This is a genomic window from Citrobacter sp. XT1-2-2, from assembly GCF_023516235.1.
Taxonomy (GTDB): domain Bacteria; phylum Pseudomonadota; class Gammaproteobacteria; order Enterobacterales; family Enterobacteriaceae; genus Citrobacter; species Citrobacter werkmanii.
Genome location: NZ_CP097324.1, coordinates 2,137,910 through 2,160,943, shown reverse-complemented (window position 1 = coordinate 2,160,943; position 23,034 = coordinate 2,137,910). Strand labels below are relative to the sequence as shown.

Genomic DNA, 23,034 nt, shown 5'->3' with positions numbered 1-23,034 from the left:
AAAACGCTGTTTCTGTCGTTATTATGTTAGGGTTTGTTAATACGAAACAGCGTAATTCAGGAGTAAACGAACGTTGGATGCCGCAGCAGTTATTAGCCTTTTTATTTTGGGTTCCGTTCTCGTCACCTGCAGTATCTTACTCAGTTCATTCTCATCACGTCTTGGCATCCCTATTCTGGTGATATTTCTCGCTATCGGGATGTTAGCGGGGGTGGATGGTGTAGGCGGTATTCCTTTTGACAACTACCCTTTTGCCTACATGGTGAGCAACCTCGCGCTGGCGGTTATCCTGCTCGACGGCGGCATGCGCACCCAGGCCAGCTCTTTTCGCGTCGCGCTGGGTCCGGCGCTATCGCTGGCGACCGTCGGGGTACTGATTACTTCCGGACTTACCGGCATGATGGCCGCATGGTTGTTTAATCTGGATCTCATTGAGGGGCTATTGATTGGCGCGATAGTCGGTTCCACCGATGCGGCGGCGGTCTTTTCCTTGCTTGGTGGTAAGGGGCTTAACGAACGTGTTGGCTCTACGCTGGAAATTGAATCCGGGAGTAATGACCCGATGGCGGTATTTTTGACTATCACGCTTATCGCCATGATCCAAAACCACGAGACCGGTTTAAGCTGGATGTTCGCGGTGCATATACTCCAGCAGTTTGGTTTAGGGATTGTGCTGGGTCTGGGCGGCGGCTATCTGCTGCAGCAAATGATTAACCGCATTTCGTTGCCTGCCGGGCTGTATCCGTTACTGGCTTTAAGCGGCGGGATCCTCATTTTTGCCCTGACTACCGCACTGGAAGGCAGCGGTATTCTGGCGGTTTATCTGTGCGGTTTCCTGCTGGGTAATCGCCCGATTCGCAACCGATTTGGTATTCTGCAAAACTTCGATGGTCTGGCCTGGCTGGCGCAAATCGCCATGTTCCTGGTGCTGGGGCTACTGGTCACGCCTTCCGATCTGCTGCCTATCGCGATTCCAGCGCTGATTTTGTCCGCATGGATGATTTTCGTGGCTCGCCCGCTGTCGGTCTTCGCCGGGCTGCTGCCGTTCCGTGGCTTCAATCTGCGCGAGCGTATTTTTATCAGTTGGGTGGGCTTGCGCGGCGCGGTGCCGATCATCCTTGCCGTCTTCCCGATGATGGCCGGCCTGGAGAATGCGCGTCTGTTCTTTAATGTGGCGTTCTTCGTGGTTCTGATCTCCCTGCTGTTTCAGGGAACGTCACTTTCCTGGGCGGCTAAAAAGGCCAAAGTGGTGGTTCCCCCGGTCGGCTGGCCCGTTTCGCGTATTGGTCTGGATATTCACCCGGATAACCCCTGGGAGCAGTTTGTTTATCAGCTCAGCGCGGATAAGTGGTGTGTGGGAGCCGCATTGCGCGACCTGCATATGCCGGAAGAAACGCGAATTGCCGCCCTGTTTCGTGACAATGTCTTGTTTCATCCGTCGGGCAGCACGCGCCTGCGTGAAGGTGACGTGTTGTGCGTCATTGGTCGCGAGCGCGATCTCCCCGCTCTCGGCAAGCTATTCAGCCAGTCGCCGCCGGTATCGTTAGACCAGCGCTTCTTTGGGGATTTTATTCTCGAAGCCAGCGCAAAATATGCCGACGTGGCGCTGATATATGGCCTCGACGATGGCACAGAGTATCGCGATAAACAGCAAACGCTGGGTGAAATCGTTCAGCACCTGTTAGGCGCCGCGCCGGTCGTCGGTGACCAGGTTGAATTTGCTGGCATGATCTGGACGGTGGCCGAGAAAGAAGATAATGCGGTGCTGAAGGTTGGTGTTCGCGTTGCTGAAGATGAGGATGAGTGACGTAGCTGTTTTTGCCGGGTGGGAGCTGCGCCTACCCGGCATACAAAAGTTACACCGTCACAACCGGTACGCGCAGCGCCAGCGAACACATCAGTTCGTAGCCCACCGTACCCGCAGCAGCGGCCACATCGTCAATTTTAATCTCTTTGCCCCACAGCTCTACCGGCGTGCCGATCCCCGCCTGAGGACATGGCGTCAGGTCAACCGCCAACATATCCATTGAGACCGTTCCGACCGTTTTGGTGCGTACACCATCTACCAGCACTGGCGTGCCGCTCGGCGCATGGCGCGGATAACCATCTGCATACCCGGTCGCCACAATGCCGATGCGTTGCTCCCCGCTGGCGGTGTAACGCCCGCCGTAACCGACCCGATCGCCGGCTTTCAGCGTTTGTATGCCGATAATTTCGCTGCTTAACGTCATCACAGGTTTCAGGCCCGTATTGGCGATGTCTCGCCACTGTCCAGACGGCGATGCTCCGTACAAAATGATGCCCGGACGAACCCAATCATAATGCGCTTCAGGATGCCACAGCGTCGCAGCCGAATTGGACAGTGACCGTCTGCACTCCAGCCCTTCTGTCGCCTGCGCAATACGTGTCATCGCTTCCTGAATGCCATCCGGGTGTTCTGCATCAGCGAAGTGCGACATCAGCGTCATTTCACCGACATTGGGCATGGCCCGCAGCTGTTGCCAGACTGTGGAAACTCTGTCTGGTAAGAAACCCAGCCGGTTCATGCCGCTGTTCACCTTCAGATAAACATCGAGCGGTGCGTTCAGGCGCGCATTCTGCAATGCTTTTAGCTGCCAGTTACTGTGCACACACGTTGTCAGACGATATTTGTCATATATCGTCAGGTCGTCGGCGTGGAAAAAACCCTCCAGCATTAATATCGGGCCTTTCCATCCCCGCTCGCGCAGGGTTATCGCCTCTTCAAGATTGAGCATGGCAAAACCGTCGGTTGTGCCCAGCGCATTCCATACTCGTTCAATGCCATGTCCGTAAGCATTGGCTTTCACTACCGACCAGACGCGGGCGTCCGGTGCGGCCTGGCGAGTAATGGCCAGATTTTGTTTCAACGCCTGCAGGTCAATGCTGGCCAGTATCGGGCGGGTCATCTCTCATCCTTATCAGTTATGTGCGCCGTGTAAATGCCGTGGCCGAGAGGGGGTAAACCCCGGGCTGTAACGCGCCACGCTCAAATCGTCGTAAGGAATGGCTGGGGTACGACCAGATAAAATATCGCTCAGCAGCTGGCCGGATCCACAGGCCATGGTCCAGCCCAGTGTGCCATGACCCGTATTAAGCAGCAGATTTTTAAAGCGGGTTCGTCCCACGACCGGCGTACCGTCCGGGGTCATCGGACGCAGTCCGGTCCAGAATGTAGCCTGCTCCACATGACCGCCGCGCGGGAAAAGATCGCGTACAACCATCTCCAGCGTTTCGCGGCGAGGCTGCAGCAATTCGGTATTGAAGCCAACAATCTCCGCCATGCCGCCAACGCGAATACGGTTATCAAAGCGGGTTATGGCGATCTTGTAGGTTTCATCAAGGATAGTAGAAACCGGGGCCCCATCATCCTGCGCCACAGGAATGGTCAAGGAATAACCTTTAAGCGGATAGACCGGAATATCAACAATACCTTTGAGCATCGCCGTGGAGTAAGAGCCAAACGCCATCACATAAGCATCGGCTTTAATAATTTCATCCCCACACTGGACGCCATATATTTGCTCCCCCTCGCTGAGTAGCTTATCGACCGGGGTGTTAAAGCGGAACGTGACGCCCGCTTGCTCGGCCATCTGCGCCAGGCGCTGGGTAAACAGCTGGCAATCACCGGTTTCGTCATTTGGTAAACGCAAGCCGCCGGTCAGCTTATGCGCCACTTCCGCCAGCGCGGGTTCGACTTCCGCCAGGCGGTTTGCTTCAAGCAACTGATATGGCACGCCCGCATCTTCGAGCACGGCGATATCGCGGGTGGCGTTCTCATACTGTTGAGCTGTACGGAACAGCTGTAACGTTCCACCCTGACGTCCTTCATACTCAATGCCGGTAGAGGCGCGCAACGCTTTCAGGCAATCACGGCTGTATTCCGCCAGCCGTACCATGCGTCCTTTGTTTTCCATGTAGTGACTGGTGTCGCAGTTACGCAGCATTTGCCACATCCATTTCAACTGGAACTGAGTCCCGTCGAGACGGACGGCCAGCGGGGCATGGCGCTGAAACATCCATTTAATTGCTTTAAGCGGTACGCCGGGCGCCGCCCATGGTGCTGCATATCCTGGAGAGATTTGTCCGGCGTTTGCCGCACTGGTTTCCAGTGCCGGACCGGGCTCACGATCAATGACGGTGACATCATGTCCAGCCTGACTTAAGTACCAGGCGCTGGTCACGCCAACGACACCACTTCCCAGTATGACAACTCGCATAGCCACTCCGTTAACAGTAAAAGAACAATCATCTAATTACATCTTGATAACTCAGTTGAAAATATTATTCAACATATGGCTTTTTTATGGTGACTTATCTCACATATAGCGGTGATTGCTGGGAACTCCCGGCTTTGGAATCTCATGCTGTGCGTTATTTTTATCCAGCATAAAATTTTGCGGATATGCCTTTTTTCTACGCTTCGCTAACGTGAAATCGCAAAGAAAAAATTTCTGCCGCAGCACGTTTTTTAACACCATGATCTATGCTTGAAATGAGGTACTCCACACAGAGAGTGCCGCCAACAATGAGGGTGCGCGAATGGCTACGATTGATTCCATGAACAAGGACAGCACACGGTTAAGCGATGGACCCGACTGGACGTTTGATCTGCTGGATGTCTATCTGGCGGAAATAGACCGCGTGGCGAAACTCTACAGACTGGATACCTACCCGCACCAAATCGAGGTGATTACCTCCGAACAGATGATGGATGCCTACTCCAGCGTCGGGATGCCAATCAACTATCCACACTGGTCGTTTGGTAAGAAGTTTATTGAAACCGAGCGCTTGTATAAGCATGGTCAGCAGGGGCTGGCCTATGAAATCGTCATTAACTCCAATCCGTGTATCGCATATCTGATGGAAGAGAACACCATCACCATGCAGGCGCTGGTGATGGCGCATGCCTGCTACGGACATAACTCTTTCTTCAAAAATAACTACCTGTTCCGTAGCTGGACGGATGCCAGCTCCATTGTCGACTATCTGATCTTCGCGCGAAACTACATTACCCAGTGTGAAGAGCGTTACGGTGTGGATGAAGTCGAAAAGCTCCTCGACTCCTGCCATGCGCTGATGAACTACGGCGTGGACCGTTACAAACGACCGCAAAAAATCTCGCTGCAGGAAGAGAAAGCCCGGCAGAAAAGCCGTGAAGAGTATCTACAAAGCCAGGTGAATATGCTGTGGCGCACGCTGCCGAAGAAAGAGGAAGAGAAAACCATTTCCGAAGCGCGGCGATATCCTTCCGAGCCGCAAGAAAACCTGCTCTATTTTATGGAAAAAAACGCGCCGCTACTGGAGTCCTGGCAGCGTGAGGTCTTACGCATCGTGCGCAAGGTCAGCCAGTATTTTTATCCGCAGAAACAGACGCAGGTGATGAATGAAGGCTGGGCCACCTTCTGGCATTACACCATCCTTAACCACCTTTATGATGAAGGTAAAGTTACCGAGCGTTTTATGCTGGAGTTTCTGCATAGCCATACCAACGTGGTTTTCCAGCCGCCGTACAATAGTCCGTGGTATAGCGGGATAAACCCTTACGCGCTGGGCTTTGCGATGTTCCAGGATATCAAGCGTATCTGTCAGTCCCCCACCGAGGAAGACAGGTACTGGTTCCCGGATATTGCCGGTTCCGACTGGCTGGAAACGCTGCATTTTGCGATGCGCGATTTTAAAGATGAGAGTTTTATCAGTCAGTTCCTGTCACCAAAAGTGATGCGCGATTTCCGCCTGTTCACCGTGCTGGATGACGATCGCCACAATTACCTGGAGATTTCCGCTATCCATAATGAGGAAGGATATCGTGAAATCCGTAGCCGACTGTCGTCGCAATATAACCTCAGCAACCTGGAGCCGAATATTCAAGTCTGGAATGTCGATCTGCGCGGCGACCGTTCGCTCACCTTGCGTTATATTCCGCATAACCGTGCCCCGCTGGATAAGGGACGCAAAGAGGTACTGAAACATGTGCACCGGTTATGGGGTTTTGACGTGATGCTGGAGCAGCAGAATGAAGATGGCAGCGTGGAGCTGCTGGAGCGTTGCCCGCCGAGGATGAACGGTCTGTAAATCTTATTGCCGGAGGCGGTGTAAACACCTTATCCGGCCTGCGCATTCGAGGCCGGATAACACGCTTTAGCGTCGCCATCCGGCATTGCGTAATTAGCGTCCCTGAATAGCTAAATCGCCCGGCAGGTTTTTCTGCATACGATGCCAAATCTCGCCGCTGTCGTGACCATAGCGGCGCACCGTTTCATAAACCTGCTCATGAGCGCCCTGCTCGCACAGTTCTGACAGCTTACGATAGAAGCTCAGCGCCAGACCACGCGCTTCTGGATTAGCAAAATAATGACGACCAATACGGGTATATAACCCTTTCATTCCGTTGAGGATCAGACCGTATATGGGGTTACCGGACGCAAATGCCAGACCGCGAAAAATGTTGTAGTCCAGATCGGCGAACGCATCAGCGTGGTCAGCTACCTGATTTGCTGTCGCCAACACCTCCTGCGCTTTGTCAGGATGCTGGCGAAACGCGGTGCGGATAAAGATGGTTGAAATGTTGGTGCGCACAGACAGCAGATTATCGATCAACTGCGGTACGCTCTCGTGATCAAGGCGCGCCAGCGTTTCAAGAATATTCAACCCGGAGGTTTCCCAGAAGTTATTCACCTTCGTCGGTTTGCCGTGTTGAATGGTCAACCAGCCGTCCCGCGCCAGACGCTGTAATACTTCGCGCAACGTAGTACGTGTCACTCCGATCAGTTCAGAGAGTTCACGTTCAGCGGGCAAAATAGTGCCAGGTGGGAAGCGGTTATTCCAGATACTCTCAATGATGTACTCTTCCGCGAACCCCGCCGGGCTTTGCGCCTTAATGACCATAGTAATAATTCCATTACACAGCAAAACATAGTTACAGTTATCATACCAGACGGGTTTCATAGCTGATAGCTGACGAAATGAAGAAAAAGTGGATCAAGGCTTCATTTTCCAGATAACGCTGATACTCACTCCCCCCTTGCCATTCACGTGAAGAGCTTGCCTGCGCCCCCTCCTCCCGCTAAGCTTTGCGGTCAAACATAAAAACATCATTTCATTTTTAAAGGTAGGGAAATCACCATGGAGCTATCATGGAGCCGCGCGATGTGGCGCAATTTTTTAGGTCAGTCGCCAGACTGGTATAAACTTGCACTGCTCATCTTCTTAGTCGCTAACCCGATTATTTTTTTCATCAATCCCTTTATTGCAGGCTGGTTGTTGGTGGCCGAGTTCATTTTTACGCTGGCAATGGCGCTAAAATGTTATCCGCTGCTGCCGGGCGGGCTGTTGGCAATTGAAGCTGTCATCATAGGCATGACCAGCGCCGCGCATGTGCGTGAAGAAGTTGCCGCCAACCTTGAGGTGTTACTGCTGCTGATGTTTATGGTGGCAGGCATCTACTTTATGAAGCAACTGCTGTTGTTTATTTTCACCCGTCTTCTGCTCAGTATTCGTTCCAAGTCACTGCTGTCGCTCTCCTTTTGCATTGCTGCCGCCTTCCTGTCCGCGTTTCTTGACGCGTTGACCGTCGTTGCCGTGGTAATAAGCGTAGCGGTCGGTTTTTATGGCATCTACCATCGCGTGGCCTCTTCCCGTGGGGAAGATAACAATATGCTCGATGACAGCCATATCGATCAGCACAACAAGGTCGTTCTGGAGCAGTTCCGTGGTTTTCTGCGTAGCCTGATGATGCACGCAGGCGTCGGTACGGCGTTAGGCGGCGTAATGACCATGGTTGGTGAACCGCAAAACCTGATTATCGCCAAAGCTGCTGGCTGGCACTTTGGCGACTTCTTCCTGCGCATGTCACCGGTCACCGTTCCGGTGCTGATTTGCGGTCTGCTAACCTGCGTGCTGGTCGAGAAATTACGTTGGTTCGGCTATGGCGAAACGCTGCCGGAGACCGTCCGCGATGTCCTGCAAAAATTTGACGATCAGAGCCGTCAGCAGCGAACCCGCCAGGACAAGATCAAACTGATTATCCAGGCGATTATCGGCGTCTGGCTGGTGGTCGCCCTGGCACTGCATCTGGCGGAAGTGGGATTAATTGGTCTGTCAGTGATTATTCTGGCAACGTCGTTAACCGGCGTTACCGACGAACATGCTATAGGCAAAGCCTTTACCGAGTCGCTGCCCTTCACCGCCCTGCTGACCGTGTTCTTCTCTGTTGTTGCGGTGATCATCGATCAGCAGCTCTTTTCGCCGATTATTCAGTTCGTTTTACAAGCCTCTGAACACGCGCAATTAACGCTGTTCTATCTGTTTAATGGTCTGCTGTCGTCTATCTCTGATAACGTCTTTGTCGGCACTATCTACATCAACGAAGCCAAAGCGGCCCTGGAACAGGGGACTATCAGCCTTAATCAGTATGAACTGTTAGCGGTGGCGATTAACACCGGGACCAACTTGCCTTCCGTGGCCACACCAAACGGGCAGGCGGCGTTCCTGTTTCTGCTGACTTCCGCCCTGGCACCATTGATTCGCCTCTCTTATGGTCGCATGGTATGGATGGCTCTGCCTTATACCCTTGTCCTGACGCTCGTCGGGTTGCTTTGCGTGGAGTTCACACTTGTTCCAATGACCGAATGGATGACCCAGTCGGGCTGGTTAGCTACACTTTCATAACAATTAGCCGGGCAAATCACTGCCCGGTTTGACTTTTTGCATGATAATTATCCGATTACGCAAATTTTCAATTCCCGCTAGTGGCGCATAAAGTGAATTGGTTTAAACTGCGGTCTCTACGCATGTTGCAGGGAAATTATTATGTTGCGATTTTTAAACCAGTGTTCCCGTGGTCGTGGAGCGTGGTTATTGTTGGCGTTTACCGCCTTTGCGCTGGAACTCGTTGCGTTGTGGTTCCAGCACGTCATGCTGCTAAAACCTTGCGTGTTGTGTATTTATGAACGTAGCGCATTATTTGGCGTGATGGGTGCGGGACTGGTGGGGGCTATCGCGCCAAAAACACCGCTGCGCTATGTGGCAATGGTTATCTGGATTTACAGTGCCTGGCGCGGTCTTCAGTTAGCGTATGAACACACCATGATTCAGCTTCACCCGTCACCATTTATGACCTGTGATTTTGCCGCGCGCTTTCCGAGCTGGTTACCGCTGGATAAATGGCTGCCGCAGGTGTTTGTGGCATCAGGCGACTGCGCTGAGCGTCAGTGGTCGTTTTTAACCCTCGAAATGCCGCAGTGGCTGCTCGGGATCTTCGCCGCATATCTTATTGTGGCGATACTGGTCGTCATAGCACAACCGTTTAAACCGAAAAAACGTGACCTTTTCGGTCGCTAACAGAGACGCTCCTTCGGGAGCGTTTTTTTTGGCTTAAGTTCATTGCCTGCTGGCATCTATAAGATGTATATTAAATACATCTTATAGATGCCACACGAAGGAGATGTCTTATGTCCCATTTACGCATCCCGGCAAACTGGAAAGTTAAACGCTCTACTCCCTTCTTTACGAAAGACAATGTTCCTGCGGCACTGCTCTCCCACCACAACACCGCTGCGGGGGTGTTTGGACAGCTCTGCGTGATGGAAGGCACAGTAACGTATTATGGCTTTGCCAATGAAGACGCAAAAGAACCCGAAGTGAAAGTAGTGATTAATGCCGGCCAGTTCGCGACCAGCCCACCACAATACTGGCATCGCGTTGAATTAAGTGACGATGCGCAATTCAACATCAATTTCTGGGTTGAAGACGACAACCATGGAGATGATATGTATCAGGCGAAAAAATCTTAACCCTTAACGCCTGCTAATCGATGGGCGGCTCAGTCCGCCCATGAAGGTTTGTTCAGGATATGATCCTGCCAGTCGCGCACTTCTGATTCTTTTACCGCAATATGACGTACCGAAATACGTTCGCCATGCATTGCCGCTTTCGACCCGGTCAGCAACGGATGCCATTCTGGCAACCCTTTTCCTTCCGCCAGCAGACGATAGGCGCAGGTCATCGGCAACCATTCAAAGGTAGGCAGATTATCACGCGTGAGTTTGATGCAGTCCGGCTCGTATTCGAATCGACGTTCGTAGTTACGGCACTGGCAGGTTTTAATATTGAGCTGCTTACAGGCGACGTTGGTAAAATAGATTTCGTCAGTGTCTTCATCCATCAGCTTATGCAGGCAGCATTGACCACACCCATCACATAATGACTCCCACTCGGCATCGGTCATTTCATCAAGGGTTTTACTTTGCCAGAAAGGTATGTCGCTCATCAGGGTATCCGCTATCGTAATAAAGCTGCACCTTATAACCAGTCTGGCACGCTGATGCAAGTTTTGCCGCCCGAAAAGGCGGCAAGCATAGATTACAGCACTCGGGTGGTCAGAGTTTGTCCGTGGAAACTGATAGCCAGTTCATCACCACTACTTAACGGTCCAACCCCTGCTGGCGTACCCGTCAGCACCACATCGCCCGCTTTGAGCGTAAAGAAACGGCTCATGTAGGCAATCAAAGGAACAATGGGATGGATCATATCTGCCGTCGAGCCGTGCTGACGCGTTTCGCCGTTTACCGTCAAGCCGAGCATTGTATCCTGCGGATCACCATCAAATTCCGCCACCGGGATAAATCCTGACAGCGGGCATGAGTTATCAAAGCCCTTGGCTTTTTCCCACGGCTGACCGGCTTTCTTCATTTTGCCCTGAATATCGCGCAGGGTTAGATCCAGCGCTACGCCATAGCCAGCGATGGCTTTACGCACATGTTCTTCTGTCGCCTGGCGTAAGGTTGCGCCAATCAGTACCGCCAGCTCAACCTCATGGTGAACCGACCCCATATCGGATGGGATCGCCAGCGGCTGGCGCAAATCACACAGCGCAGTTTCCGGTTTGATAAACAGTACCGGCTCTTCCGGGGGGGGTCCCCCCATCTCTTTTATATGGTTGGCATAGTTACTGCCTACGCAAACCACCTTACTCACCGGATAATCCAGCAGAGCACCATGCCAGTTGTGATGTTGATACATTACTTTCCCCTAACGTAGTCATAGATTTCAGGTACTGCATCGATGGAACGTGCTGCTGCCGGATGCAGTTTAACGTTTAGCGTCTGATGTATTTTGTTTGGCCGCTGCCAGATGCTGTTTGAGCAAATCTTCTGGCGGTGGCGGTATTTGTAAATAATAGCCCTGCTCGATTAGCGCCTGTTTTACTTTTTCAAGATCGGCATTAACCAGTTTTTTTCGACCATCAAGCGGTAACATCATTGCCAGCGTTGGCTGACCAAATCCTTTCATCAGTTCTTCAGGAACTCGCGAGAAATCGTCTTTTTTTTCGACATATAAATAAGTCTGGTCACGTTTGCTGCTTCGGTAGATCACACAAAACATATCTTTTACTCTGAATTCACGGAATGGTGGCTTGCCTCAATATAATACTGACTATAACATGCCTTATAGTCTTCGGAATATCACCCCGCGCTGGGGATGATAAATAGCAAATTGAGTAAGGCCAGGATGTCAAACACGCCAATCGAGCTTAAAGGCAGTAGCTTCACCTTATCAGTGGTTCATTTACATGAAGCAGAACCCGAGGTTATTCGTCAGGCGTTGGAAGACAAAATCGCGCAGGCCCCTGCATTTTTAAAACATGCGCCCGTAGTGGTTAACGTGAGTGGTCTTGAAAGCCCGGTAAACTGGTCGGCGCTGCAGGAAGTTGTCGCGTCTACCGGCTTGCGAATTATCGGCGTTAGCGGATGCAAAGACGCTCGATTAAAGGCTGAAATTGACGAAATGGGACTTCCTTTACTGACTGAAGGTAAAGAAAAAGCGCTTCGTCCCGCGCCTGTTGAGGCTCCAGTTCCCGTCCCGCCGCCGCAAAACGTTACTCCCATCACAAAAACACGATTAATAAATGTACCGGTTCGTTCCGGTCAGCGCATTTATGCTCCACAATGTGATCTGATTGTTACAAGCCACGTCAGTGCGGGCGCAGAGCTTATCGCTGATGGCAATATTCATGTTTATGGGATGATGAGAGGTCGAGCGCTGGCAGGCGCAAGCGGTGACCGGGAAGCGCAAATTTTTTGTACCCATCTGACGGCAGAACTGGTGTCTATCGCAGGTGTTTATTGGCTGAGTGATAAAATCCCAGCAGAATTTTATGGCAAAGCGGCACGCCTGCAATTAGCAGAGAACGCTTTGACAGTTCAACCGTTGAATTGATCCCTTTTTAACAAGGAATTTCTATGGCACGCATTATTGTTGTTACTTCGGGTAAAGGGGGCGTTGGCAAAACCACCTCCAGCGCGGCCATCGCTACAGGTTTGGCCCAGAAGGGAAAGAAAACTGTCGTTATTGATTTTGATATCGGCCTGCGTAATCTTGATCTGATTATGGGTTGTGAACGCCGCGTCGTTTACGACTTCGTCAACGTTATTCAGGGCGATGCGTCGTTAAATCAGGCGTTAATCAAAGATAAGCGTACCGAGAATCTCTTTATTCTTCCGGCCTCACAGACCCGCGATAAAGACGCGCTGACGCGTGAAGGCGTCGCAAAAGTTCTGGACGATCTGAAAGCGATGGACTTTGACTTCATCGTCTGCGATTCCCCGGCGGGTATCGAAACCGGCGCGCTGATGGCCCTGTATTTTGCTGATGAAGCCATTATCACCACAAACCCGGAAGTCTCTTCTGTACGCGACTCAGACCGTATTCTGGGTATTCTGGCGTCGAAATCCCGCCGCGCAGAAAACGGTGAAGAGCCGATTAAAGAGCATCTGTTGCTTACGCGCTACAACCCTGGCCGCGTAAATAAAGGTGACATGCTGAGCATGGAAGACGTACTGGAAATTCTGCGAATCAAGCTGGTTGGCGTGATTCCTGAAGATCAGTCAGTCCTGCGCGCGTCTAACCAGGGTGAGCCGGTTATTCTCGACATCAATGCTGATGCCGGTAAAGCCTATGCTGATACCGTAGACCGTCTGTTGGGAGAAGAACGTCCTTTCCGCTTCATTGAAGAAGAGAAGAAAGGTTTCCTCAAACGCCTGTTCGGAGGATAAGTTATGGCATTACTGGATTTTTTTCTCTCGCGGAAAAAGAGCACAGCGAACATCGCTAAAGAGCGACTGCAGATTATTGTTGCGGAACGTCGTCGTAGTGACGCCGAGCCACATTATTTACCGCAGCTAAGGAAGGATATTCTCGACGTTATCTGCAAGTATGTACAAATTGATCCAGAAATGGTCACCGTACAGCTTGAACAAAAAGACGGCGATATTTCGATCCTCGAGCTCAACGTAACATTACCTGAAGCAGAAGAGTCTAAATAACCTTTTGTGTAAATGCGTCATGGTTGCAAAAAAGGCAGATTATTCTGCCTTTTTTAATTTTCGTCCTTTGCCAATCTGCAACACATTTATTCCAACGTAAACTTCGGGTAGTTTTCGGCAAAATAGCGGCGCAAATACTCAACGGTAATACGGATTTTTGCCGACGTCGCCAGGCGTGAAACATAAACCGCCCAAATATTTGCTGGTTGATAATACTCAGGCAATATGTGTATCAGATGTCCGCTGGCAATGTTGCCACAGACATCCCACCACGAACGCAGAGCAATTCCCTGGCCGTCAAGACACCATTGATGCACCACTTCGCCATGATTAGATGACAGAGGTCCGGTCACTTTAATTGAGTGAGTCCCCTCTTTATTGCGCATTTGCCAGATACCAAACGGATGGTCACGCTCTTTAATGACCAGACAGGGAAAAGTAGAGAGATCGTTCAGTTGCTTCGGCATTCCATGCTGCGCCACAAACTCCGGCGAGGCGCAAAGAATGCGATAGTTAGTCGCCAGTTTACGGGCAATCAGATTAGGTGCGATATCATCCCCGATACGAATATCGAGATCGACGCCCTCATTCACCAGGTCCACCAGGCGGTCTTCAACATCGAATCTCAGCTCCAACTGCGGGTACTCTTTCGCCAGCGCAGACAACGCAGGAGCCACCACCCGGCGGCCAAAACCAAAACTGCTGATAATACGTAACATCCCTTGCGGGATCTGCCTGACATCGGACAGCTCGTCCATCATCTGATCGACATCATGCAGGATCCGCTGCGCCCATTCGTATATCCGCTCCCCCTCTTCCGTTATGGTCACCCGCCGTGTTGTCCGGTGTAATAGCACCACGTTCAGCGTCTGCTCCAGGAGGGCTACACGCTTACTGATATAAGCCGGTGATACACCCAACTCTTCGGCGACGGCGGCAAAACCCGCGCGGCGCGCAACCAGCATAAAGACGCGCAAATCATTTAACAGCGGCAGATTATTCATGATCTGTGTTTTATGTTTCACCAGTTAGGGGGATTAACTATCGTCCAGTCAATTATAGGATGAGGGGAAAGTCAATTTTGATGGCGTACAAGTGAGAGCTGCTATGAAGAAAACCTATCGTATTGCCGCTATCCCCGGAGATGGCATTGGTAAAGAAGTCCTGCCTGAAGGCATTCATGTGTTACAGGCAGCCGCCGAACGCTGGGGCCTGTCGCTTAACTTTGAACAAATAGAGTGGGCCAGTTGCGAATACTACGCCCATCACGGCAAGATGATGCCGGATGACTGGCGTGAACAGCTGCAATCCTTCGATGCGATCTATTTTGGTGCCGTGGGCTGGCCGGACACCGTCCCGGACCACATTTCACTATGGGGTTCGCTGCTTAAGTTTCGCCGCGAATTCGATCAGTACGTTAACCTGCGCCCGGTGCGGCTGTTTCCCGGCGTCCCTTGTCCGCTGGCGGGCAAACAGCCGGGAGACATTGATTTCTACGTCGTGCGTGAGAACACCGAGGGGGAGTACTCTTCCCTCGGCGGACGTGTGAGCGAAGGTACCGAACACGAGATGGTGATCCAGGAGTCGGTTTTCACCCGTCGTGGTGTCGACCGTATATTGCGTTACGCCTTTGAACTGGCGCAAAGCCGCCCGCGCAAAACGCTAACCTCAGCGACTAAATCAAACGGTCTTGCCATCAGTATGCCCTACTGGGACGAGCGCGTCGAAGCGATGGCGGCCAACTATCCAGAGATCCGCTGGGATAAACAGCATATTGATATTCTCTGCGCCCGCTTTGTGATGCAGCCGGAACGTTTTGACGTCGTGGTCGCTTCCAATCTGTTTGGCGATATTCTCTCCGATCTCGGTCCGGCCTGTACCGGTACAATTGGCATTGCGCCATCTGCCAACTTAAACCCGGAACGCACCTTCCCGTCCCTGTTCGAGCCGGTACACGGTTCAGCCCCCGATATCTACGGTAAAAATATCGCTAACCCAATCGCGACAATCTGGGCTGGCGCGATGATGCTCGACTTCCTTGGTCACGGTGATGCCAACTATAAGGCCGCCCACGACGGCATTCTGGCGGCAATTGAGCAAGTTATTGCCAGCGGCCCGAAAACGCCAGATATGAAAGGTAACGCCACCACACAGCAGGTTGGTGAGGCCATTAGTCGGGCATTGCGCCTTTAAGCTTCGTGCCATTAAAAACGGGAGCACCCGGCTCTAATACCGATCAGTTAAGCATGTATGGAGAACATGTGATTCTTACTCAGGATTCCGTTCACCTCAGCGCTGTCATTTCTTGAAACGCAGTTACCCGTGAACGGGCAAGGGAGGCTCACCGCCTCCTCCCTTGCAACCCAGGCTCCCGGCGGGATTGTAAAGGGCGTGGCGGAGAACGCCCTTTATACGCTCACAGGAATCAGTGTCTCAGAGAAACGATGAACATGAGGTGAACGGAACCCTTTCTCTGATATTGCATGTTCATTACTTCCGCTAATACTGGTTGATGCTTTCTGATACTGAGACGCTCACTGACTAGCATTAAAGCACCCGGCTCCCGTTTTAGCTTGCTTACTGCGGATACTCCAACAGCAGCGCGTTAAGACGCTCAGCCATCAGTTCGCCACGCCAGCCGGAAATCAGCTCAGGCAGGGATTGCTGCGGCTTTAATTTCCAGTGCCAGTTGAGCAACTGGTTGATCTGGCGGCGTGAAGCCAGCAGCTCGACGCTGAGATTTTGCTCCGCACTGACTTCGGCAACCAGCGCCTTAATGGCTTTGAACGCCTTGCGGTAGCCTGGCATATCCATCAGATTCAGTAGCGGTTGCGGCAGCGACGCCTCCGGTAAAGCCTGCGCTTTCTCGACAAGGGAAATCAGCGTCTTGCCGTGGAAGCGAATTTCGCTGCCGGAAAGACCCAGGCTGTCCAGTTCGCCCAGACTACCCGGCATATAACGCGCCACCGCCCATAAGTGTTCCTCACGCACCACGAAGTTTACCGCCAGATCGCGCTCGCGCGCTTTACGCAGTCGCCAGTCGGCAAGCAGTTGCAGACAGGCCAACTGACGGGTACGCAGTTGCCAGGCATTGGTGATCTCGCGCCAGGCATCCTCGGGCGCCAGAATCTCCTGGCGACGCTGCTGCATTAAGCGACATTCGTCCAGCGCGGCGGGCAGCCAGCCGCTGGCTTCGGTTTCAGCCATCAGCGTTGTGGTGATCGGTAACAAATACCAGACGTCAGCCGCCGCGTATTCACACTGACGCTCGGTCAGCGGCCTGGCCAGCCAGTCGGTACGGGATTCGCTTTTGTCCAGGGCTATGCCGGTAAACTCTTCCACCATCGCGGCAAACCCCCACGACAGCGGACGACCGCAAAAAGCGGCGAGGATTTGCGTGTCAATCAACGGCTGCGGGAGTTCCCCAAAGGCATTGAGAAACACCTCCAGATCTTCACTACCGGCATGCAGAAACTTGGTTATCGCCGTATCACGTAAAATATCGCGTAGTGGCGACCAGTCAGTGATCCCCTGTGGGTCAATCAGAGCAACGTGTTTGCCATCAAACAGCTGGATCAACCCCAACTGCGGATAATAGGTACGCGTGCGAACAAATTCGGTATCCAGGGCTATCGCCGGAAATTCACGGACGGCTTCGCACAGCGTGGCCAACGCGTCGTCCGTAGTGATCATTTGATAATTCAAATCGTGCTCTCTTAGGTTTACGCCAAAAAAAACGCCGGATTACCCGGCGTTTTCTGCTGGCTGACTTAACGCTCAGCCTTTATTGTCCACTTTGGCACGTGCTTCGTCACGTAATTCTCGTCGCAAAATCTTTCCAACGTTAGATTTTGGCAACTCATCACGAAACTCCACCAGCTTCGGTACTTTATAGCCCGTCAGATGGCGACGACAAAAAGTGACCAGCGCCTCTTCGGTTAGCGAGGCATCTTTCTTCACCACGAAGATTTTCACCGCCTCACCGCTGCTGCCCGATGGAACGCCAACCGCAGCGACTTCCTGTACGCCAGAATGTTGCATCACCACGTCTTCAATTTCATTCGGATAAACGTTAAAGCCGGACACCAGGATCATATCTTTCTTACGATCGACAATCCGCAGGAAGCCTTCATCATCCATCACCGCAATATCGCCAGTGTGCAACCAGCCGTCTTTGACGATTTCATCAGTCGCATCCGGTCGCTGCCAGTAACCCAGCATCACCTGCGGACCTTTCACGCACAGTTCACCCGGCTCTCCCGGCGGCACTTCGTTATCGTCGTCATCCACCAGCTTGACCTCGGTGGAAGGAACCGGTAAACCGATACTGCCGCTGTGGTAGTCGATATCGTGAGGGTTGACGCTCACCAGCGGAGCGCACTCCGTCAGGCCATAGCCTTCCAGCAGATACTGACCCGTCAGCTTCACCCAACGCTCGGCCACCGCCTGTTGAACCGGCATGCCGCCGCCTGCAGAAAGATGCAGTGAGGAGAAATCCAGTTGCTGGAACTCTTTGTTATTCAGCAGCGCGTTAAACAGCGTGTTGACGCCAGTCATTGCGGTGAAGGGGTATTTCGCCAGCTCTTTGACCAGTCCCGGAATATCGCGCGGATTCGTAATCAGCAGGTTTTGACCGCCCAGCTCAATAAACAGCAGGCAGTTCATTGTCAGCGCGAAAATGTGATACAGCGGTAAGGCCGTTACCACCAGCTCTTTACCCGGATGCAGCAACGGTCCGTAGGTGGCGTTAACCTGCTCAAGGTTAGCCAGCATGTTGCGGTGCGTGAGCATCGCGCCTTTCGCCACACCGGTTGTCCCGCCGGTATATTGCAGGAACGCCAAATCTTCCGACACCACTTCAGGCTTCACATACTGCATGCGATAACCGTTTTGCAGCGCACTGCGAAACGAGATGGCATCCGGCAGGTGATATTTTGGCACCAGGCGCTTAATGTACTTCACGACAAAGTTAACCAGCGTCCCTTTGGCGGTAGAAAGTTGATCGCCCATACGCGTCAGGATCACGTGTTGCACCGACGTTTTATCGACCACCTTTTCCAGCGTGTGAGCAAAGTTAGACACGATGACAATCGCCGACGCGCCGCTGTCATTGAGCTGGTGTTCCAGCTCGCGAGGCGTGTACAGGGGGTTCACGTTCACGACGATCATGCCAGCACGTAAAATCCCAAACAGGGCGACAGGATATTGCAGCAGGTTCGGCATCATCAGCGCGACGCGATCGCCCTTTTTCAGCCCGAGCCCTTGTTGCAAATAGGCCGCAAACGCCCGGCTGCGCTCTTCAAGCTTGCGGAAGGTCATCACCTCCCCCATGTTTACAAACGCGGGCTGATCGGCATAGCGCCTTACTGAGTGTTCAAAGAGTTCCACCAGGGATTGATAACGGTCAGGATTGATCTCCGCAGGGACACCAGCGGGATAACGGTTAAGCCAAACCTTTTTCAATACATCACCTCTAAAATGCATATTCGTCGTCATCACAACCCCAGGCAATAAACAAACTATTAACATAATATTAACTCAGCGTACCAGTTTGTTTATTACACAACGACAAGGTTGCGAAGCACGTCACTATTTATTTTTCTTATATCCACATTAATGCAGAAACAGCGGACGAGCCGCTGTTTCTTTTACTAATAAAACAAAGAGTTACTCAGTTACTATGGTCTGAACCTGTGCCGGACCGGGATTGTACCATCCCCATCCGCCGTAGCCACCGTAAGGCCAGCCACGCGCGCCGTAGAACCAGGGGTCGATCGGCTGAGGCGGCATAACAATCTGCTGAGTAATATGCCAGCGTTTATAACCGGTTACCTGCATCAGCATGAATTTATACGGCGTACTGCCAATTTTTCCGTCCACTGTTCCGCTAATCGGACCGACGACGGTAACCAGTTGACCACGAAAATCCACCGGGTCGAGAAAGCCGTTTACATCGGCAAAAATTCGTCCGCGAGAGGCTTCGCCCAGCACGGGGCGCGCCCCGCTATCGAGAGGAACCGTGGCAATTTCCAGACGGGATTTCCCCTGCTGGTTCTGAATATCCACCACTTTGCCGCCGAAACGCGCTTCCTGTCCGACATAAAGCTGCGGCGCATTCATCACCCGCACCAGATCCTGCTGTGGCGTAGGGCTTGAGCCTTTAATCGCATCCGGGATGGTAACGCAGCCGCTTAGCATTAACGCCAATACGCCCGCCAACACACCTTTCACTACCTGCTTTTGCACCGCCATATTGCGACTCCCTCTTCTTAGCGCCTGCCCCGGAAAATTCACCGATGCGGGTCACTGACGACTGCGCGAATTAACCGGGGATGTACTACTAAGATTCATTCTTTACCGGGAAGTTTCTTCCACGCCACGGTGTTACGTAAATAAACCGGTTCAGCATGTTCAACCGCCACGGTCTTACCGGCAGCCAGCAATTGCGTGGCGACAGGCAGCATGTCTTCAGCCGCCGGCAGCAGAACAGCGCCATCGCTCAGCGTCAGGCCGCTGTCTTTACCCAGTTCAGGCCAGGCAGGCCACCCAGTTCCGACAGTGACCCATTCGCCAGACAGTTGCAGCAAGCGTTCATGTACTTGTTCAGGCGTTAACACGGCTTCGGTTTCTTCACCGCGCCAGATGCCATTTTCATCACGCTGGTATTCGGCCCAGTAAACCTCGCCCATTCGCGCATCAATCGCCGCCAGCACGCGGGTGGCGCCAGACTTACGCCAGGCCCCCTGCGCCATGGTCGCCAGGGTAGAGACGCCGATCATCGGTAAATTCGCGCCTAACGCCAACCCCTGAGCAATACCAATCCCGATACGTACGCCGGTGAAACTGCCTGGGCCGCGACCAAACGCCAGGGCGTCGATATCGGATAAGGCTAATTCGCCAGCGGCCAGGATCTCCTGGACCATCGGTAAAATTCGTTGGGTATGTTCTCGTGGGCAAAGCTCGAAATGAGCTTTGATAGTACCGTCATTCCACAGGGCAACAGAGCACGCCTCTGTGGCGGTATCGATAGCCAGAATTCGCATGGGTGTTTGTGATCAGATCAATAAATTTGGCGCGCATCTTACCACACTCCGTAACAAATTACTCAGTCGATGGTATGGCAAGAAAACGGACAGCACGCGCAATGTCACGCGTGCGCGGCGCAGGCGGAAGACTCGCCAGGAAGGTAGCGCCGTAGGGTCGCATCACCAGGCGGTTGTCGCAAATTACCAGCACGCCGCGATCGTCTGCGTCACGAATCAGTCGTCCTACCCCCTGTTTCAGGGTGATTACCGCATCCGGGAGTTGAACCTCGTCGAAGGGATCGCCGCCGCGCAGGCGACAGTCTTCCATCCGGGCTTTTAACAGCGGGTCATCCGGCGAAGTGAACGGCAGTTTATCGATAATGACCAGCGACAGCGTATCGCCACGCACGTCTACCCCTTCCCAGAAGCTGCTGGTAGCAACCAGTAACGCATTACCTGCGCTGACAAACTGCTGTAACAGTTGCCCTTTACTGGTTTCGCCCTGCAACAGGACCGGCAGCGTCATGGTGGCGCGGAATTGTTCTGCCAGATCGCGCATCATCGCGTGTGAGGTACACAGCATAAAGCAGCGACCGTTGTTTGCTTCAATAATGGGACGCAGCATTGACGCTAACTGGCGCGCGGCTCCCGGCTGGTTGGTTTGCGGGAGATTACGCGGCACGCAGAGCAGCGCCTGACGCGTGTAATCAAAAGGACTCGGCAATAGCATCGACTCGGCGTCATCTATGCCCAGCCGGGCGGTGAAATGATGAAGATCATCATTTACCGACAGCGTCGCGGAGGTAAAAATCCAACAGCCCGGCTTTTGTTCCATCACTTCTTTGAATTTATCCGCCACGGTGAGCGGCGTTAGCGCAAGAGTGAAATGGCGGGAGGTGCATTCATACCAATAGCTGAAGCCTGGCTGGTTAATCTCTTTCAGGCGCTTCAAACGGGCGCGATAAAGCGTGGCGCGCTCAAACGCAGCATCCAACAACGCCGAACGTCCAAGAGACAGTTTCGCCACGTCGTAACACAGCTCCAGCGTGTCATCGAGCAACAAAAACGCGCGCTGCACACGCTGGTCAGCCAGCAGTTCGCGCAGATTGCCGCGATAGCCCGGCTCGCCAAGTTGCAGGCGGAAGTCCTGCGCGCTTTGCGCCAGGCGATCGGCGCACTTCTGCAACTGCTGAGTGTCTTTCAGCTCGGTGCGATAGGCAATGGTGATGTCTTTCGCCAGGTCTAACAACTGACGACTGGAGAGCGATTGACCAAAGTACTGGCTGGCGATATCCGGTAACTGATGCGCTTCATCGAAGATCATCACTTCAGCTTCGGGGATCAGTTCGCCAAACCCGCTCTCTTTCACCACCATATCAGCGAGAAACAGATGGTGGTTGACCACAACCACATCTGCCTCCATCGCTTTTTTACGCGCTTTAACGACAAAACACTCTTTGTACAGCGGGCAGTCGCTGCCCAGACAATTGTCGTTGGTGCTGGTGACCAGCGGCCAGGCCTGAGAATCTTCCGCCACGCTGACGCAGGTACTGATGTCGCCATCAAGGGTTTGATTTGACCAGGAGCGCAGCAGAATGACGTCGCTTAAGGTTTGTACCGGCAGGTCGCCGCCCGCCAGCGCCTGCTGTTCAAGGCGTTCCAGACACAGATAGTTGGAGCGCCCTTTCAGCAGCGCCAGTTTGCCGGTGAATTCCAGCGCCTTTGCGACGGTCGGGAGATCGCGGCTATAAAGCTGATCCTGCAACGCTTTCGAACCGGTAGAGACGATGACTTTTTTACCCGAACGCAACGCAGGTGCCAGATAAGCGTAGGTTTTACCCGTTCCGGTTCCGGCTTCTACAACAAGCGGCTGTGATTTTTCAATGGCATGGCTAACGGCGAAGGCCATCTGCCGCTGTGGTTCACGCGGTTTAAAACCCGGTATCGCTTTAGCCAACTGACCGTCTGCTGCAAAATCGTCCGTCACACTACCCCCTGTTCATTTGAACAGGGATTATGTCAGGCCAGCGGGTCTTTCGCCAGTTGAAGAGGTGACGTAGGCACAACATTATGGCAGTCTTGGCGCAACCTGAAGCCATTATGAAAAACGTAAATGAGGAATGATTTATGACAATTGTGCGCATTGATGCCGAAGCGCGTTGGTCCGACGTGGTTATCCATAACAACACGTTGTATTACACTGGTGTACCGGAAAACCTGGATGCAGACGCCTTTGAACAAACGGCGAATACGCTGGCGCAAATTGACGCAGTTCTGGAAAAACAGGGCAGCAACAAGTCACGTATTCTTGATGCCACCCTTTTTCTGGCAGATAAAAGTGACTTTGCCGCGATGAACAAAGCCTGGGACGCGTGGGTCGTTGCCGGTCACGCGCCGGTACGTTGTACGGTCCAGGCCGGGTTGATGAACCCGAAATACAAAGTAGAGATCAAGATTATCGCTGCGGTGTAAGCGACGTTACTCGTCTTCATCTTCGAAACGCGCCACGATCCGCTCGCCGGTATGGCTGGCGCGTAACTCTTCAGCAACCAGAGCAATCGCTTGTCCGCTGCTCATCCCTTGCGACATCAGTTCCTGAATACGCTCGACTGCTTTTTGCTGCTGCTCATGACTGAGTGAAGGTAAACCTGCAAACATTGTTAACT

23 protein-coding genes are annotated in these 23,034 nt (G+C 52.7%); 10 read left to right on the top strand and 13 right to left on the bottom strand.

The features are described from left to right. Positions 1 to 73 precede the first annotated feature (73 nt). Complete coding sequence (locus M4I31_RS10235; protein WP_038641221.1) at positions 74 to 1,807, top strand: potassium/proton antiporter; 1,734 nt, start codon at positions 74 to 76, stop codon at positions 1,805 to 1,807. A 49-nt stretch (positions 1,808 to 1,856) separates the two neighbouring features. Here the strand turns inward: M4I31_RS10235 and dadX are convergent, their stop codons facing one another. Together dadX and M4I31_RS10225 are read right to left on the bottom strand one after the other, a co-directional pair. After that, positions 1,857 to 2,927 carry a catabolic alanine racemase DadX gene (gene dadX, locus M4I31_RS10230; protein WP_038641223.1) on the bottom strand — a complete coding sequence of 357 codons (1,071 nt, stop codon included), beginning with the start codon at positions 2,925 to 2,927 and terminating at the stop codon, positions 1,857 to 1,859. Positions 2,928 to 2,939: 12 nt separating this feature from the next. Beyond that, a complete protein-coding gene (locus M4I31_RS10225) occupies positions 2,940 to 4,238 on the bottom strand; it encodes a D-amino acid dehydrogenase (RefSeq protein ID WP_085048063.1) in 1,299 nt (432 codons plus the stop codon). A 322-nt stretch (positions 4,239 to 4,560) separates the two neighbouring features. Between M4I31_RS10225 and M4I31_RS10220 the strand changes: the two genes are divergently transcribed. Further along, positions 4,561 to 6,093: a SpoVR family protein gene (locus M4I31_RS10220; RefSeq protein WP_069324685.1), complete on the top strand. Its 1,533-nt coding sequence runs from the start codon at positions 4,561 to 4,563 to the stop codon at positions 6,091 to 6,093. Between the two features lie 93 nt (positions 6,094 to 6,186). On the opposite strand, the gene fadR is transcribed toward M4I31_RS10220, so the two are convergent. After that, positions 6,187 to 6,906 carry a fatty acid metabolism transcriptional regulator FadR gene (fadR, locus tag M4I31_RS10215; protein WP_038641229.1) on the bottom strand — a complete coding sequence of 240 codons (720 nt, stop codon included), beginning with the start codon at positions 6,904 to 6,906 and terminating at the stop codon, positions 6,187 to 6,189. Between the two features lie 237 nt (positions 6,907 to 7,143). On the opposite strand from fadR, the gene nhaB reads away from it, so the two are divergent. The 3 genes from nhaB (at position 7,144) to M4I31_RS10200 (ending at position 9,812) form a co-directional block, all read left to right on the top strand. Beyond that, positions 7,144 to 8,688 (top strand): Na(+)/H(+) antiporter NhaB, encoded by a 1,545-nt coding sequence (gene nhaB, locus M4I31_RS10210; protein WP_038641231.1) that lies wholly within the window; start codon positions 7,144 to 7,146, stop codon positions 8,686 to 8,688. 141 nt (positions 8,689 to 8,829) lie between these two features. Beyond that, positions 8,830 to 9,360: a disulfide bond formation protein DsbB gene (gene dsbB / locus M4I31_RS10205; RefSeq protein WP_085048062.1), complete on the top strand. Its 531-nt coding sequence runs from the start codon at positions 8,830 to 8,832 to the stop codon at positions 9,358 to 9,360. 110 nt (positions 9,361 to 9,470) lie between these two features. Next, positions 9,471 to 9,812 (top strand): DUF1971 domain-containing protein, encoded by a 342-nt coding sequence (locus tag M4I31_RS10200; protein WP_085048061.1) that lies wholly within the window; start codon positions 9,471 to 9,473, stop codon positions 9,810 to 9,812. A 29-nt stretch (positions 9,813 to 9,841) separates the two neighbouring features. Here the strand turns inward: M4I31_RS10200 and M4I31_RS10195 are convergent, their stop codons facing one another. The 3 genes from M4I31_RS10195 to M4I31_RS10185 all read right to left on the bottom strand — a co-directional run bounded on the left by M4I31_RS10195 (position 9,842) and on the right by M4I31_RS10185 (position 11,403). Continuing rightward, complete coding sequence (locus M4I31_RS10195) at positions 9,842 to 10,288, bottom strand: YcgN family cysteine cluster protein (RefSeq protein ID WP_003020944.1); 447 nt, start codon at positions 10,286 to 10,288, stop codon at positions 9,842 to 9,844. Between the two features lie 92 nt (positions 10,289 to 10,380). Then, complete coding sequence (locus M4I31_RS10190; RefSeq protein ID WP_085048060.1) at positions 10,381 to 11,040, bottom strand: fumarylacetoacetate hydrolase family protein; 660 nt, start codon at positions 11,038 to 11,040, stop codon at positions 10,381 to 10,383. Between the two features lie 69 nt (positions 11,041 to 11,109). Then, the gene (locus M4I31_RS10185; RefSeq protein ID WP_038641242.1) at positions 11,110 to 11,403 is read right to left on the bottom strand and encodes a YcgL domain-containing protein; all 294 of its coding nucleotides are present in this window, start codon (positions 11,401 to 11,403) and stop codon (positions 11,110 to 11,112) included. Positions 11,404 to 11,529: 126 nt separating this feature from the next. On the opposite strand from M4I31_RS10185, the gene minC reads away from it, so the two are divergent. From minC to minE, 3 genes are read left to right on the top strand one after another with little or no spacing between them, the layout of a single operon-like run. Then, the gene (gene minC, locus M4I31_RS10180) at positions 11,530 to 12,237 is read left to right on the top strand and encodes a septum site-determining protein MinC (RefSeq protein WP_038641244.1); all 708 of its coding nucleotides are present in this window, start codon (positions 11,530 to 11,532) and stop codon (positions 12,235 to 12,237) included. A 23-nt stretch (positions 12,238 to 12,260) separates the two neighbouring features. Then, positions 12,261 to 13,073 (top strand): septum site-determining protein MinD, encoded by an 813-nt coding sequence (gene minD / locus M4I31_RS10175; protein WP_038641246.1) that lies wholly within the window; start codon positions 12,261 to 12,263, stop codon positions 13,071 to 13,073. A gap of 3 nt (positions 13,074 to 13,076) precedes the next feature. Further along, positions 13,077 to 13,343 (top strand): cell division topological specificity factor MinE, encoded by a 267-nt coding sequence (gene minE, locus M4I31_RS10170; RefSeq protein WP_003833739.1) that lies wholly within the window; start codon positions 13,077 to 13,079, stop codon positions 13,341 to 13,343. Positions 13,344 to 13,429: 86 nt separating this feature from the next. Here the strand turns inward: minE and M4I31_RS10165 are convergent, their stop codons facing one another. Beyond that, complete coding sequence (locus M4I31_RS10165; protein ID WP_038641248.1) at positions 13,430 to 14,347, bottom strand: LysR family transcriptional regulator; 918 nt, start codon at positions 14,345 to 14,347, stop codon at positions 13,430 to 13,432. A gap of 103 nt (positions 14,348 to 14,450) precedes the next feature. Here M4I31_RS10165 and M4I31_RS10160 point away from each other — a divergent pair, with 103 nt between their 5' ends. Further along, positions 14,451 to 15,536 (top strand): tartrate dehydrogenase, encoded by a 1,086-nt coding sequence (locus M4I31_RS10160; protein ID WP_085048059.1) that lies wholly within the window; start codon positions 14,451 to 14,453, stop codon positions 15,534 to 15,536. A 384-nt stretch (positions 15,537 to 15,920) separates the two neighbouring features. On the opposite strand, the gene rnd is transcribed toward M4I31_RS10160, so the two are convergent. The 5 genes from rnd to M4I31_RS10135 all read right to left on the bottom strand — a co-directional run bounded on the left by rnd (position 15,921) and on the right by M4I31_RS10135 (position 22,355). Beyond that, the gene (rnd, locus tag M4I31_RS10155) at positions 15,921 to 17,036 is read right to left on the bottom strand and encodes a ribonuclease D (RefSeq protein WP_038641255.1); all 1,116 of its coding nucleotides are present in this window, start codon (positions 17,034 to 17,036) and stop codon (positions 15,921 to 15,923) included. A gap of 84 nt (positions 17,037 to 17,120) precedes the next feature. Further along, positions 17,121 to 18,806 (bottom strand): long-chain-fatty-acid--CoA ligase FadD, encoded by a 1,686-nt coding sequence (gene fadD / locus M4I31_RS10150; protein ID WP_123261005.1) that lies wholly within the window; start codon positions 18,804 to 18,806, stop codon positions 17,121 to 17,123. Positions 18,807 to 19,010: 204 nt separating this feature from the next. Beyond that, positions 19,011 to 19,595 carry a Slp family lipoprotein gene (locus M4I31_RS10145; RefSeq protein ID WP_038641259.1) on the bottom strand — a complete coding sequence of 195 codons (585 nt, stop codon included), beginning with the start codon at positions 19,593 to 19,595 and terminating at the stop codon, positions 19,011 to 19,013. A 95-nt stretch (positions 19,596 to 19,690) separates the two neighbouring features. Continuing rightward, a complete protein-coding gene (gene tsaB, locus M4I31_RS10140) occupies positions 19,691 to 20,386 on the bottom strand; it encodes a tRNA (adenosine(37)-N6)-threonylcarbamoyltransferase complex dimerization subunit type 1 TsaB (protein ID WP_038641261.1) in 696 nt (231 codons plus the stop codon). Between the two features lie 58 nt (positions 20,387 to 20,444). After that, positions 20,445 to 22,355, bottom strand: a complete 1,911-nt coding sequence (locus M4I31_RS10135; RefSeq protein WP_085048056.1) for an ATP-dependent DNA helicase — start codon at positions 22,353 to 22,355, stop codon at positions 20,445 to 20,447. Between the two features lie 140 nt (positions 22,356 to 22,495). Here M4I31_RS10135 and M4I31_RS10130 point away from each other — a divergent pair, with 140 nt between their 5' ends. Continuing rightward, positions 22,496 to 22,840: a RidA family protein gene (locus M4I31_RS10130; protein WP_042307863.1), complete on the top strand. Its 345-nt coding sequence runs from the start codon at positions 22,496 to 22,498 to the stop codon at positions 22,838 to 22,840. 6 nt (positions 22,841 to 22,846) lie between these two features. Here M4I31_RS10130 and M4I31_RS10125 read toward each other — a convergent pair whose 3' ends face one another. Next, positions 22,847 to 23,026 (bottom strand): YoaH family protein, encoded by a 180-nt coding sequence (locus tag M4I31_RS10125; RefSeq protein WP_003020986.1) that lies wholly within the window; start codon positions 23,024 to 23,026, stop codon positions 22,847 to 22,849. Positions 23,027 to 23,034 lie beyond the last annotated feature (8 nt).